Genomic DNA, 12120 nt, shown 5'->3' with positions numbered 1-12120 from the left:
GAAAGAACGGCTTACACATGAAGCGCTGGGGCAAATCCGTAGGGGAGAAAAAAGCCTGGTTAATCTATTTGGATATTAATGGATCAGGTCGGTGTGCAGGATAAAGGGATAGTAAATGCTTTTTTGGTTTTTATAACAGGGATGATCTTCCCTAGAGTCGGCGCAAAATAAAAAAGGAATGGCCAATGGGTTTTTTTAACAAAATTGAGCAGGTTGATGCAGCCGTTAACCGAGGCTATGCACGCTGGAGGAAATGGATCTGGGGGAGTTTACTGGCAGTTGTGCTGTCATATAGCGGTTGGATAGTCTGGTCTGCAATATGGGGACCACCTTCAGGACCAGTAACGCTGATTATTCATAGTGAGATTGACCGGCCCATTTTGGGGTTCAGTGTGAATGGTGTGGGTGGTTCAAATGCTTCAGCTTATGGTGGTGGAGGGGCGACATGTTGTGGAAGCATAAGTGGAAGAAATGCCGAAATAATTTGGGTGTTAAGCAGAACAAGAGCTCAAGTTAATGCGGGCTATTTAAAGGAACAACGCCGTTTAAATGTACCACTACCGGAAAGACAGTGGGGAGAAAATTATTTGCACGTCTACTTTTTACCTGGTGATCATGTTCGCTTATGGTGGGGTAGAGGATTTACTCATCCTAAAGTTGTCGACTTACCAAATGTAAATTTAACTGATAATTGAGGGATGCATCGTGGATATTGAAGGCCTTATTGCAGCATCGAATCGAGCAAATCAATTCTCTGAGTCAGGTGAGGGGAACTGCTCCAGGACTTGGCATGTCGGTTTCTTTTTTGATGGAATTCACCGTAATGTTGAATTAGATTTAATTGACCATCGAATTAGCAATATATCTAGATTATTTAGAGCGTTCCCTGATGAGTCTTATGATAATAATTCAAATGCTCATTCAAAGTTTTATATTTCAGGGTTAGGTACACCATTTCGCGAGAATCTTACTTCGAAGATCCATGCAATAATGGATGGGGCGCAGAATTCCATAATGGGTGATTTGAAAGAACAACCAAAGGAAATGGCGAAGAACGCAAGTATTGATATTCTGAAAGGTGAGGGATGGTGGGAAGTAATTAAAGAGTCTGGAAGAAAACTGATTAATCCAGCGGAATGGAAAAGCCTGTCGCGAGATATGGTAAAAAATACAGCTATTAAAGTTTTGACAGAAGCAACACCAGCACTACGAGACCATCCTATTGTTGCAGATATGATGGTCACGGGTGTTGATACAAGAATTTCATCTACAAAGATAACTTTTGAAGAAAGCTTTAAAGAAATACATTCTAATAGCCCAGTTCCGATTAAAATTGTTTCGGTCTCGATATTCGGTTATGACTTAGGTGCTACACTGGCAAGAAAATTCATAGATCTACTGTTGGATAATATATGTCAGAAAAGTGGGGAGAAATATTATTACCAGAATATCCTTGTTGAAATCGTTTTCACCGGATTTTTTGACTGCGCTCGTCATACTCCAGCCAGTAATACTAATGGTGTAGACTGGTTTGTTTCAGCAGCAGGAGGGCCAGTAAAAGCTATCAGCGCATTGTTAGGCGAAAAGTCGATAGATCAGGAATCAGCCTTGCGAGATGCAGTAAAAAATGCACTGCACTTAGTCGCGGCACATGAAACCCGGCCCTGGCGTAGGCTCTATTGTCTTGGTAGCAGTAATGCTAATCACAGGGAAGAACTTCTGCCCGGTTGTTCAGAGGATATAGGCGGTGGTCTTAAGGCGGATGAACAAAAACCCAGCGCAGAACTTTGCCGCGTTGCGCTCCATAAGATGTACCGTGCAGCCACGATGGCCGGGGTTCCATACCCTGATTTTCAGAGACTGGAGAAAATCGATGCAGATATCGCCGCATATTTTGTCATGCATGACAACGTGAATAATAAATCCGTGGCAACATGGGCTGAGATGTACCAACAGGCTGTACCTTACAACACTGTCAGTGTAAGTGCGCAAAACCATCATCTGGACAGTTATTTTGAGTGGTTGGGGCAACAGTATTATCAGTATCGCAGTGAGTGTCTGAAATATGAAAAAGAGAACAGCAGGGTTTTAAACTCGGCAGGCGCTTCCGCAGGTCTGGCTGGATTCACGCCACAGGCACGAAAAGAAGTAGGCTCAGTCCAGGATGAGCTCACGGTGCTCCGTACACACTGGGGTTGGCTGGAGGATGTTCATGATGCGGCCATTCGGATGCAGAACAGTATGGAAACTAATCCGCATGATAAAAGACTTCATATTGTGCCGGAAGTGTACGGTCCCGCGCTGAGACGGGCAAAGAGATTCCTTGAATACGTACATGCCGCTTATCATGGAGCCCCGCAGCCTATCCCTTTTGATCGTGCACCACCCGAAATGTATGCCTGGTTTGTACATAATATACAGAGTGTGGATAAAGGCGCGACAATTTCACAGGATTTCCTGGTAATTCGCTCTATGGAAAAACCGCAGTCATGACATCAATTATTTAGTTCAGCACTTGGCCTTAACCGATATGGGAAGCTCATTCAAGTATCCAGGCTGATGAATCTGCAAGACCATATTAGTAGCTCTATCTGCATGAAGTGATTACAAATTAATAATGGAGGGATTGTAAAAAGTTTATTTCATAACAAATTATTTTATTTCCTCCAAGCATTGAAATTTTTGGCGGCGATTATATGATCGGTAGTGCTGGACATGACTCATGAAAAATATCCCAAAGGTTTGCGTTAGGCAATATGCCGTATTGATATCACTTCCTGAAAAGCATTAGAAAAGAAATCCTTTTGCACAACGATGTTAAAATAAAGATGAAATTCTCAATGCGGATATTCCATATGAACACTGTCGAATATATTAAATCTTCATGATGCTTGTCCAAGTTTCAGTTGACAGAAAATGGAATGCTTAATGGGATTTTATAATAAATTAGAGCAGATTGATGCAGCCGTTAACCGAGGTTATGCTCGCTGGAGGAAGTGGATCTGGGGGAGTTTGTTGACAGCTGTGCTGTTATATAGCGGTTGGATAGTCTGGTCAGCAATCTGGGGACCACCTTCAGGGCCAGTAACGCTAATTATTCATAGTGAGATTGACCGGCCTATTTTAGGATTTAGTGTGAATGGTGTGGGTGGTTCAAATGCTTTTGCTTTTGCTTATGGTGGTGGAGGGGCGACATGTTGTGGAACTATTAACGGAAAAAATGCCGAAGTTGTTTGGATATTGAGCACAACTAGAACTCAGTATAATGCTGGCTTACGCAAAGAAATTCGCCATCTTGTTATGCCACTTCCTGAACGAAAATGGGATGAGAATGATCTCCATGTGCATTTTCTGCCTAATGATAAGGTTCTACTGGGCTGGAGTGATAACGCATGGTCACCTTATGAAAAACGACCAGATGCTTCCAAAATGGTAAAAGGTAAGTAACGTTAATAATGGATATTAAGAACGTCATTTCAGAAATTTAGGATAATACTTTTATTGAACAGGTTAACTATGTCAGCAAAGTCACAATTTTTCCAGAAACTAGAAGCCACCAGGCAACCTCCACCACCTGCAAAAAATAAAGGGCAGGCTGATATCGCAGCATTCCGTCTGCAGATGGAAAAGATGTATGAAAACATACAGCAATGGCTTGAAGGCTCAGATTTAAGCATCAAAAGCAGAGACATCCCAATCGTTGAACTTTTGCTCGGCAACAGTAGCTTCTCAGTCACAGAAATAACCGTCATTCTTGATAACCGATCGCTGAATTTTACGCCATTGTATCTCTATGGGCAGGGAGTGACGGGTTGTACAGAAGTCTCACTCACTTTAGAAGGTCAACAAAGCGCACTTTACCGCCTGTTTATGGGTTCTGGTAACGCTGTTGGGTGGACCTACGCTCAAATGAATACGCTTGACAGCAAGGAGCGTGCGTTTGATGAAGAAAGTTTCTTCGGAATGTTGAACCACCTTATTCCGTGACAGGATATCAATAACGGCTCCATATTCCGAAGCAAACCGATCGCTGCGGTACATAAGAAGTCTGTATTAATTTTTTAGAAATATAGGTCATCGGCTCAACTCAGTAAGTGTGAGGAGAAATTCAGGTGTCCCTGGCAATAGTGGTGGATTCAGGAGGGAAGATATATGAGGCGTCACTGGGACAATTATTCTCTATCAGATTTACAATTTTTATTTTAGGAAAATGACAGTTCTGTCATGATGAGTTTTTTGAGTTGATGAAATCTCCCACCTCACTTTTTATGCCGTGATTACCTATTTAAATATCTCTGAACAAGGGAGATTTAACGTATTTATGTAAAGTATTAAATTCGAGTGGAAGATTTCAAATCCCATTTCATTACAGGTGAAAAACAATAATGAGCACGCCCTCGCTCTACGACATTCTTTACAACAACTTCACCGGCGGCCTGGAACTCGGCGCCGTCAGCGAACAGGACCAGGTCATCCTTTCCGTCCTCGACAACATGCAGCGCATCCTCAACACTCGTGCTGGCTCCATCGCGCACATCCCTGATTACGGTTTGCCGGATATGACACGCATCCTGCAGGGTATGCCGGGTACGGCGCATCAGCTGCTGTTCACCCTGTCCGAAGTCCTGCTGAAATATGAACCACGGCTGAAAGGCATCAACGTGTCTCTGCTAGAACAAACCATCCCTGGCGAACTGCGTTACGCGATTGACGCTGAACTCGCAGAAGTCGGGCTGGTGCGTTTTGGCACCGAGTTTCAGCCCGAGGGCAGGGTGCTGTTGCGTCACTTGAAGCAACAGCAGTTAGTGGGTAACGGATTGACGCGTTAAACAAGGAAGGCAGCAAGCATGAGTTTCGAAATTAAAACCGGTGCCGATCCGCGCACCTTACCCGCCTATGCACAACTCAAAGACGAAATCAGTAAGTTGTCGCATCCCGCCCGGCCCGACGTAGACTGGCATAAAGTAGAGCAACTCAGCCTGACCTTGTTTGAGCAAAACGGCGTCGAGTTGCAAAGCGCCGCCTGGTTTACGTTGGCGCGCAGTCACAATGCAGGATTGACCGGGTTAAACGAAGGGCTGAGCCTGATCGATGCGCTCATCGTGCACCAATGGTCAGTCTGCTGGCCGCTGGCTATTGAAGTCCGGGCAGACATTCTCAGCCTGATGTTTAAGCGACTGCAAAATCTTTATCGCAGTTGGGTGGTGGATGAGATTGACCTGCTCGCCACGCTGATTGAGACCGAAGAACGCTTAATCTCATTGCGTGAGGCGCTGCTGCGTTTTGGCGTGAAGGAGATTGCTCAGGCCAATACCCTGTTGCACCAGGTCAAGCATTCGCTCGTTCGTCTGCAGGCAAAACCCGCCTCGCCGATGCCAGTTCAACGCGCACCAACCCATAATCAACCGGAAAGCAGCACCCACGTCTATGTCGTCTATCCTGAAGCCGAAGTGCAGCATGAAGTCCCTGCCCAAACTTTTTCACTGAAATCTTTTATCAGCGGCGCCTGCTGTGCCTTGCTTGCCGGGGCAGTGGTGTTAGTCTGCGGCAGCTGGTATCGCTTTGAACATCATCAGCGCGCTGTGGCCGCGCAAGCGCTGATCGAACAGCAGTATCGAGCCAAACAGGCGATACCAATGGATCGCTTGCAGAGCTGGCATCGCGGCATGGCACAGTTGGAAAACATGGCTGAGCAACTAAATGGTCTGGACAAGGTCAAAGGTAAGTATCTCACCGTGAGCGAGCTTAAAACGGGGATATTTTCCGCTATACAGGCTTTTAATCAACGGATTCCCGTGGAAGAGCAACTGCGACGCTATGCCGAGGGAAGCGGCAATCAGTTGAGTGATGAGTCGCAAACTGAATTGTTACTGGAGCAATTAACGCTGCGCTATCAGCTTTTGAAGCAGGAAAAAGCGCAAACCAGCACCGATGCACTAAAAAGCCAATCTAAATCAAAGTCGTATGCGGCAGACTTCTGAAATAAGTGATCTGCGTGCAAAACAGATTGAATCCGCTGGTTGAGCAGGTTAAAACGTTGCAAATCATATGACCGGACGCCTATGCGTTCTCGACAACCCTCCTCTCGCGGAGGGCTTTTTTTTACTGCCTGACAACGGAAAACCATGCCACATAAACAGCGCCGATGGATGAAAAGGTATTGGCTGGTCTGGCTCCTCCTCACGCTGGTCACGCTACTGGCGTTGTTCGCCGACCAGATCCTGCAGCAGCATCGTGCGCGGGAGGCAGAGTTTCATCAGCAGTTTAACCGCATTGCGGCCTATTTAACGCAAAACGAAACCTTATTGCCGTTATTAACGGGTGATGAGGATGTGGCCGAGTTGCAGAAGAAGTTTCCTCAGATTATCAAACTTGAACACACGCAAAATCGCTCGCTGACGGGGCCAAGATTTGAAGAAGTCAGCCCTGGTCGCTACTGGCTGTATAGCCCTTATCGACAATTTCGCATGCTGGTGGATTTGCACTTTGCCGTGCAATCACCGGATGTCGCGCTGGCGTTGGCATTTCACATTCATGCGCAGCCGGTGATTTCCGCGCCGACCTATTCAGACCAGGCGCGATGGCAGTGGCAACGACCCTTTATTAATCTCTATCAGCCCTTTCTGATCAAGGGCAGTGCCAACCCCGACTGGCATGCGTTGCATGCGGTTCCTTTCCTGCTTGCTCTGCTGTTGTGGCTGATTATCGGTGTGCTGGGTTGGAGTCTGTTACGCCACTGGCGACGTAACGTCGAGATGCGATTGCGCGCCGATTACTTCCAGCGCACGCGACGTGAAGCACTAGGGGAATTCACTGCGGGTATCATCCACGAGATCAATCAACCGCTGACAGCTATTAACACCTGGTTGCACAGTAGCCAACTGCTGCTGAAACAGGGTAAGCACGAAAATCTGCCGCAAGCGCTTAACGCTATCAATCTGCAAACCGAACGCCTCGCAGGTTTGCTGCAGCGCTTTCGTGACATTGTCAGCGAGAGACCCGTGGCGATGAAAGCGATCAGCCCTGAAGTGGTGTGGCGGCGCGTCACCGTATTGCTACAACAGGAGTTGGATGCGGGGGACATTGAGATCCACACAGACTTTCGGCACGAACACATGCGTGTGATTGGCGACGATCAATGGCTTGAGCAGGTATTTCATAACCTTTTACAGAATGCCATCCACATGCAGCATGGGCGGGCTGACGCATGGGTGAGCATAACCTCTGAGTGTCTACCGCACGAAATCAAAATCATCATCAGTGATAACGGACCGGGCTTCTCTGCCGAAGGATTAGCGCAGGCCTGCATGCCGTTCTACAGCACGCGCCCACAAAGCATGGGGTTGGGCATGACGCTGGTCGAAAGCCTGATGTTACGCATGAACGGTCAGCAGCGGCTGGCAAATCGCGCCGACGGCGGCGCGGAAATCACCTTAATATTTCCACTGGCGGAGTAACGGAATGGGCGCAAAAGTTTGGTTGGTGGATGATGATTTATCGGTACGTGAATCATTGGGTTTTTTGTTGAAAACGCTGGAGTATGAGGTTGCCGACTTTGCCGATTTAGCGTCGTTTGAAGCGGCAACCCAAGCGGAGGAACCACTGCGCGGCTGCTTAATGCTGGATGTGCGCATGCCGGGCATCAGTGGCCTCAGCTGGTTGGCGGAAAAGGGGGCACGCCATCCGCTGCTGCCGGTGATCATCATGACAGGCCATGGCACTATCGAGGCCTGCCGCCGTGCGTTTCGTCAGGGGGCGTTTGAGTTCTACACCAAGCCTCTGGATATAGAACCGCTGCTGGAAACCCTGCATCAGGCGATGCATGAAAGCGAACAACGCGCGCAGCGCTGGGAAGCACAGCAGACATTGCAGGCGCGTTTTGCGCTCTTGTCGGCGCGAGAAAGTGAAGTGATGCAACTGATGATTGCCGGGCAGACCAGTAAAGAGATTGCGCGTGCTCTGGCTCTATCCCCACGCACGGTTGAAGCGCATCGTGCGGCAGTATTGGCTAAGCTAGAGATGGATAACCTGGCGCAATTGATCCACGCCTGGCAACAACTCAACCAGGTATAACTACCTGGTTTGCCGCGTAATCGTCCGAATGTTTTTTGACCCGCTTACGTCCTAGAGTGTTGCCCAACATAACTCAGGAGTGACACATGAATATTCGCCTTTCTCTTATCGCTGCTGCGGCAGTATTTGCTTCCTTTGGTAGCCAGGCTGCCGTGACTGAAACCAATCTGTCACTCGCTGAAGCGCAGAAACTCGCCAGCGCAGCGATCCAATCCTGCGCGGCAAAAAACTACAATGTCACCGTAACAGTGGTGGATCGCGCAGGTCTGGTCAAAGCCGTACAACGCATGGATAACGCTGGACCCCATACCGTTGATGCCAGCCGTATGAAAGCTTTCACCGCACTGAGCACCAAAAACCCAAGCGGTAAAGTGATGGAAGCGGCACAGAACAATGCTGGCGCACAAAACATGCGTGACATCCCCGGCTTCCTGTTGCTGGCAGGTGGTGTGCCGGTGAAGAGTGGCGATCAGGTGATTGGCGCCATCGGCATTGGCGGTGCACCGGGCGGAAACCTGGATGAAGCCTGCGCGCTGGATGCGTTAAAAGCGATTCAGTAACGAGTGATTAATCAGAGGGTTGAGAAGGTGCGCATGAATGCGCACCCTACGAAAACCGCGCAAGAACGTTGTAGGGTCGCCATTTATGGCGACCAAAAACCGCGTACGAGTATCGTAGGGTTGCCATTTATGGCGACCGAAAACCGCATACAAGTGTCGTAGGGTTGCTATTTATGGCGACCGATAAGCGTAATACCAAGCACCAGCGCCCCAATGCGCCCCTACATTGGCCTTACCCGCTTCGACGCCATAAAACACAACAGCGGCACCGGTAAGGTAAACAACAGCAGTAACCACAGCAAAACATACACCGCGTCCACGCCATCATTCTGCAGATTGTTATAAAGCTGCACCGGCATCCCCTGCGGGAAATAGGCAAAAATCATCACAATGCCGAACTCACCCATCGCCCGCACCCATGCTAACGCCGTCGCCGATGCCAAACCCGGCGCTGCCAGCGGAACCGAAAGACGCCAAAACCCCTGCCAGGATGATGCTCCCAGCGTGCGCCCCGCATCCAGAATATCCTGCGGGACACCCGCAAACGCGGACCGCGCAGTGGTGATGAAGTAGGGGAGTGCGCCGTACCATTGCGCCAAAATAAAAGCGGCTGGATTGTTGACCAACGTCCAGCCGAATTTACCCAACAACTCTCCCGGCACACTATAAGGGCCGTAAGCACTGACCAGCAGAATGCCCATCGCCAGCGGTGGCGTCAGCAGCGGCACCATCACCAGCAGTTCGACAATGGCGCGTGCGCGACCCTGTGCCTGCGACAGCCACCACGCCACCGGTAGCCCACTGATAAAAATTAACAGCAGTGCAATCGCGCCCAAACCCAGAGAGGTGGTGATGGCGTTGCCGTCTCCCCAGGCAAGATGCAGATGCTGCCACTGCGTCACACCAATCAGGGTAACAAAAGGCACTGCCAGCAACAAAAGTGCTGGCAGTGAGAGCCACAGCGCAGTGGCATGGCCGGTTTTCATTATTCGTAAATAGCACCGCCTTTCGGCGTGGCATAGCCATTCTGTTTAAACAGTGCCTGGCCTGGCTGGCTCAGCATGAAATCAACAAACGCTTTGCCTGCTGCGGTGCCGTGAGGCGCGTTTTTCAGCACGGCAGCGTAGTAAACCAGCGGTTGGGTGTGCAGTTCTTTATCTTTGCCCGCGCTATCTTTCACACTGAAGCTCACCGTGTCATACCACTGTTTTGCCATCTCTGGATTACTCAGGTTAATCTCATCCGGCAGGGCCACGTAGGGCAGATGTGCCGAGATCACTTCGCTTTCATAACCCGCAGCGGCATCCACCTGACCACTCTCTAAACGCGCCAACAGGCCACCTTCCAGATGTGTCTGGGCCGGATTTTGATAGCCACCCATAATTTTATCGGCGATGCCCGGTTGCTTGTAATATTTCTCCGCCAGCAACAGGGTAAAGACGATGTTCTGACCTTTCGGGTCGTTGATCGGATCGGTGCGGCCGAACTTGATGCCCGGCGTCGCCAACACTTTCAACCAGCTCGCATCACTGCCTTTAGCCTGCGCGAACTGCTGCGAAAATTTGCCTTTCGGGCTGTAGGCGATCACCATGCTGGTGCTGGCAACAGGCACCGCATCATCAATCAATCCCGCATCTTTCAGAATTTGCATTGGACCTGGCGTGATGGAGACGAAAACGTCAGCGGTGATTTTTTTGCTCGCCAGCAGACGCGCCATACCGTAAGCGCCCTGGCCTTGACCTTCATATTTGCCGTCATTTTGTTTGGCAAAGGCTGGACCTAAAGACTGGTCCATCACTTTGCCCATCGAACCCGCGTAAGTCACACGAATATCGGTGTTGGCTTGCGCCTGCAGGCTGAGCCCAGCGGCGGTGGTTAACAACAGTGCTGTGAGGTATTTAACGTGCATTCCCTTTCTCGCTATATAATTAGGTAGATAACGATTATCGGAAATTGTGTCAGCAGTGCAAGCTGAAATCTGTTGCGAAATATGGGGATAGCCCGCCGTGGCGGGCTGCGAACTCAGGCGAGAATGCGCTGAGCCCAGGATTCGATATCGTCGCCACTGCCGATATCCAACTGCACTAAGCCATTGGTGATAAAGGTTGGGGAGACATGAATCCCATTCTGGCGTGAGTACTTGCAATGCCATTTAATCTCGTTCTGCAACTCCGCACGCAAGAAAGGTGCCTGTGCATCCACACCGCTATATTGTTGTAAACGTGCAAGAATCTGATTCGGCGTCGCATCCATATTGGGGCCATGGCTGTGATCGGTAAACTCAAACTCTTCACGGTGATCAGCTACCGCCTGCAACACGCGCTTCGCGGCAGCTTTGCCTTCTGGCAGCGTCGAAGCGGCAAGAATATAGCGCACGATCAGCCCTGAATACATATGCCACGGCTGCGATTGCAGTCGAATCTTGAGCGTCATCTTATCTTCGCCAACCAATGCCAGTAGCGCGTCTAACTTATTGAATGCACGCACTGAGAACGGGCAGGTTGGTTCCAAAAACACCTCGAAGACTTTAGGGCCATGGCCCCAGACCAGCGGATCGGCATGTAAAGCAGTGGTTTGACTCATTTTCATTCCCTGTTGCGAGGATAGACGTTGCCCTAATTTGGCAAAATGCGAAAGCGACAGCCAGCATCGGCTTAGGCTTTTTTGTTACAAGTGCATTCGTTGGGCGAAAACCGCCTCAAAGAAAAATCGTTTTATAGATCCGTTAACTACGAGAAAACCCGCCGCTGCAGCGTCTGCGCAGAAAATAACCGACTATAGTTATGCCATTCTGGATTTCCTTTTTGTGCGGTGTACGCCGCACGTTTTATTCATTTGCCTGGAGCCAATAGTCAAGCAACGAGGTTAAATGTGTTTGCCGAACTTTCCTGGAAAATCATCCATCAGGTGATCAATCAAACCATTGCGGAGATGGTGGATGAGCAGCAAACTCTTGATGTGTTAACCCTGCATCGTCGGCTGCGCGAGATGGCTGAAAACGAGACAGACGAGGAGATGGTGTTGTGTTACTGGCAGGCGTGTAAGGTCTTGATGCGCTTGCCCCCGACCGTTACGGCCAGCCAACTGGTGGAAGCCGCACGCCTCGCGTATCGCGGGCCTGTTAATCACTGACCGCTTTAACCCTGGATGCTTTTCGTCTCTGTTATCGCCTGTTTCAGTCTAATCGACTGATTAATCGTCATAATCCTAAATGATGCTCTGCTAGACTGTGTGGTCGAAAACGCTGAAACAGAGGACAGTAATGAAAATCAAAAGTTATGCCGCGATGAATGCTGGCGAAGCACTGGTGCCTTTTGAGTATGAGGCCGGTCCGCTGGCAGCTGAAGAGGTACAGGTTGAGGTCGATTACTGTGGCGTATGCCATTCCGATCTGTCGATGATTGATAACGAGTGGGGCATCTCTGCGTTTCCGGTGATTGCGGGTCATGAAGTGATTGGCCGCATCAGCGCATTGGGTGATGCGGCG

General features: G+C 49.4%; 14 protein-coding genes. 11 read left to right on the top strand and 3 right to left on the bottom strand.

The window, feature by feature from the left end:
• Positions 1 to 185 precede the first annotated feature (185 nt).
• The 9 genes from PSSD_RS26890 (at position 186) to PSSD_RS23900 (ending at position 8633) form a co-directional block, all read left to right on the top strand.
• Positions 186 to 695 (top strand): DUF3304 domain-containing protein, encoded by a 510-nt coding sequence (locus tag PSSD_RS26890; protein ID WP_072215031.1) that lies wholly within the window; start codon positions 186 to 188, stop codon positions 693 to 695.
• A 10-nt stretch (positions 696 to 705) separates the two neighbouring features.
• Positions 706 to 2493 carry a T6SS phospholipase effector Tle1-like catalytic domain-containing protein gene (locus tag PSSD_RS23930; RefSeq protein ID WP_058973953.1) on the top strand — a complete coding sequence of 596 codons (1788 nt, stop codon included), beginning with the start codon at positions 706 to 708 and terminating at the stop codon, positions 2491 to 2493.
• A gap of 435 nt (positions 2494 to 2928) precedes the next feature.
• Positions 2929 to 3447: a DUF3304 domain-containing protein gene (locus PSSD_RS26885; RefSeq protein ID WP_072215030.1), complete on the top strand. Its 519-nt coding sequence runs from the start codon at positions 2929 to 2931 to the stop codon at positions 3445 to 3447.
• A gap of 69 nt (positions 3448 to 3516) precedes the next feature.
• A complete protein-coding gene (locus tag PSSD_RS23925; RefSeq protein WP_058973952.1) occupies positions 3517 to 3987 on the top strand; it encodes a hypothetical protein in 471 nt (156 codons plus the stop codon).
• A 398-nt stretch (positions 3988 to 4385) separates the two neighbouring features.
• Positions 4386 to 4829, top strand: a complete 444-nt coding sequence (gene tssE / locus PSSD_RS23920; protein ID WP_058973951.1) for a type VI secretion system baseplate subunit TssE — start codon at positions 4386 to 4388, stop codon at positions 4827 to 4829.
• A gap of 18 nt (positions 4830 to 4847) precedes the next feature.
• On the top strand, positions 4848 to 5981 hold the full coding sequence (locus PSSD_RS23915) for a type VI secretion system ImpA family N-terminal domain-containing protein (RefSeq protein WP_058973950.1): 1134 nt from the start codon (positions 4848 to 4850) through the stop codon (positions 5979 to 5981).
• Positions 5982 to 6125: 144 nt separating this feature from the next.
• A complete protein-coding gene (locus PSSD_RS23910) occupies positions 6126 to 7457 on the top strand; it encodes a sensor histidine kinase (RefSeq protein WP_058973949.1) in 1332 nt (443 codons plus the stop codon).
• A gap of 4 nt (positions 7458 to 7461) precedes the next feature.
• Entirely contained in the window at positions 7462 to 8073 is a 612-nt protein-coding gene (locus tag PSSD_RS23905) for a response regulator transcription factor (RefSeq protein ID WP_058973948.1), read from the top strand.
• Between the two features lie 86 nt (positions 8074 to 8159).
• Entirely contained in the window at positions 8160 to 8633 is a 474-nt protein-coding gene (locus PSSD_RS23900) for a GlcG/HbpS family heme-binding protein (RefSeq protein WP_039330311.1), read from the top strand.
• A 221-nt stretch (positions 8634 to 8854) separates the two neighbouring features.
• Here the strand turns inward: PSSD_RS23900 and PSSD_RS23895 are convergent, their stop codons facing one another.
• The 3 genes from PSSD_RS23895 to PSSD_RS23885 form a co-directional block, all read right to left on the bottom strand.
• The gene (locus tag PSSD_RS23895) at positions 8855 to 9619 is read right to left on the bottom strand and encodes a molybdate ABC transporter permease subunit (protein ID WP_039330313.1); all 765 of its coding nucleotides are present in this window, start codon (positions 9617 to 9619) and stop codon (positions 8855 to 8857) included.
• Positions 9619 to 10542, bottom strand: coding sequence for an extracellular solute-binding protein (locus PSSD_RS23890; RefSeq protein WP_058973947.1), 924 nt, complete (start codon positions 10540 to 10542; stop codon positions 9619 to 9621). The genes PSSD_RS23895 and PSSD_RS23890 overlap by 1 nt, the downstream gene beginning before the upstream one ends.
• 113 nt (positions 10543 to 10655) lie before the next feature.
• Positions 10656 to 11216 carry a hypothetical protein gene (locus tag PSSD_RS23885; RefSeq protein ID WP_039330317.1) on the bottom strand — a complete coding sequence of 187 codons (561 nt, stop codon included), beginning with the start codon at positions 11214 to 11216 and terminating at the stop codon, positions 10656 to 10658.
• A 288-nt stretch (positions 11217 to 11504) separates the two neighbouring features.
• Here PSSD_RS23885 and PSSD_RS23880 point away from each other — a divergent pair, with 288 nt between their 5' ends.
• Together PSSD_RS23880 and PSSD_RS23875 are read left to right on the top strand one after the other, a co-directional pair.
• Positions 11505 to 11765, top strand: coding sequence for a hypothetical protein (locus PSSD_RS23880; protein ID WP_039330318.1), 261 nt, complete (start codon positions 11505 to 11507; stop codon positions 11763 to 11765).
• A gap of 130 nt (positions 11766 to 11895) precedes the next feature.
• Positions 11896 to 12120: alcohol dehydrogenase catalytic domain-containing protein (locus tag PSSD_RS23875; RefSeq protein ID WP_153011497.1), on the top strand; the 225-nt coding region annotated here is incomplete at its 3' end.

The organism is Type-D symbiont of Plautia stali (assembly GCF_001485335.1).
In the GTDB taxonomy this organism is placed as follows: Bacteria; Pseudomonadota; Gammaproteobacteria; order Enterobacterales; family Enterobacteriaceae; genus Pantoea; species Pantoea vagans_C.
This window is presented reverse-complemented; position numbering and strand designations above follow the sequence as displayed.

What these genes read in the sequence shown, in the direction of transcription:
- PSSD_RS23915 (WP_058973950.1), top strand. Translation starts at nt 4,848, where the DNA reads ATGAGTTTCGAAATTAAAACCGGTGCCGATCCGCGCACCTTACCCGCC.
- tssE (WP_058973951.1), top strand. Translation starts at nt 4,386, where the DNA reads ATGAGCACGCCCTCGCTCTACGACATTCTTTACAACAACTTCACCGGC.
- PSSD_RS26885 (WP_072215030.1), top strand. Translation starts at nt 2,929, where the DNA reads ATGGGATTTTATAATAAATTAGAGCAGATTGATGCAGCCGTTAACCGA.
- PSSD_RS23925 (WP_058973952.1), top strand. Translation starts at nt 3,517, where the DNA reads ATGTCAGCAAAGTCACAATTTTTCCAGAAACTAGAAGCCACCAGGCAA.
- PSSD_RS23910 (WP_058973949.1), top strand. Translation starts at nt 6,126, where the DNA reads ATGCCACATAAACAGCGCCGATGGATGAAAAGGTATTGGCTGGTCTGG.
- PSSD_RS23885 (WP_039330317.1), bottom strand. Translation starts at nt 11,216, where the DNA reads ATGAGTCAAACCACTGCTTTACATGCCGATCCGCTGGTCTGGGGCCAT.
- PSSD_RS26890 (WP_072215031.1), top strand. Translation starts at nt 186, where the DNA reads ATGGGTTTTTTTAACAAAATTGAGCAGGTTGATGCAGCCGTTAACCGA.
- PSSD_RS23890 (WP_058973947.1), bottom strand. Translation starts at nt 10,542, where the DNA reads ATGCACGTTAAATACCTCACAGCACTGTTGTTAACCACCGCCGCTGGG.
- PSSD_RS23905 (WP_058973948.1), top strand. Translation starts at nt 7,462, where the DNA reads ATGGGCGCAAAAGTTTGGTTGGTGGATGATGATTTATCGGTACGTGAA.
- PSSD_RS23895 (WP_039330313.1), bottom strand. Translation starts at nt 9,619, where the DNA reads ATGAAAACCGGCCATGCCACTGCGCTGTGGCTCTCACTGCCAGCACTT.
- PSSD_RS23900 (WP_039330311.1), top strand. Translation starts at nt 8,160, where the DNA reads ATGAATATTCGCCTTTCTCTTATCGCTGCTGCGGCAGTATTTGCTTCC.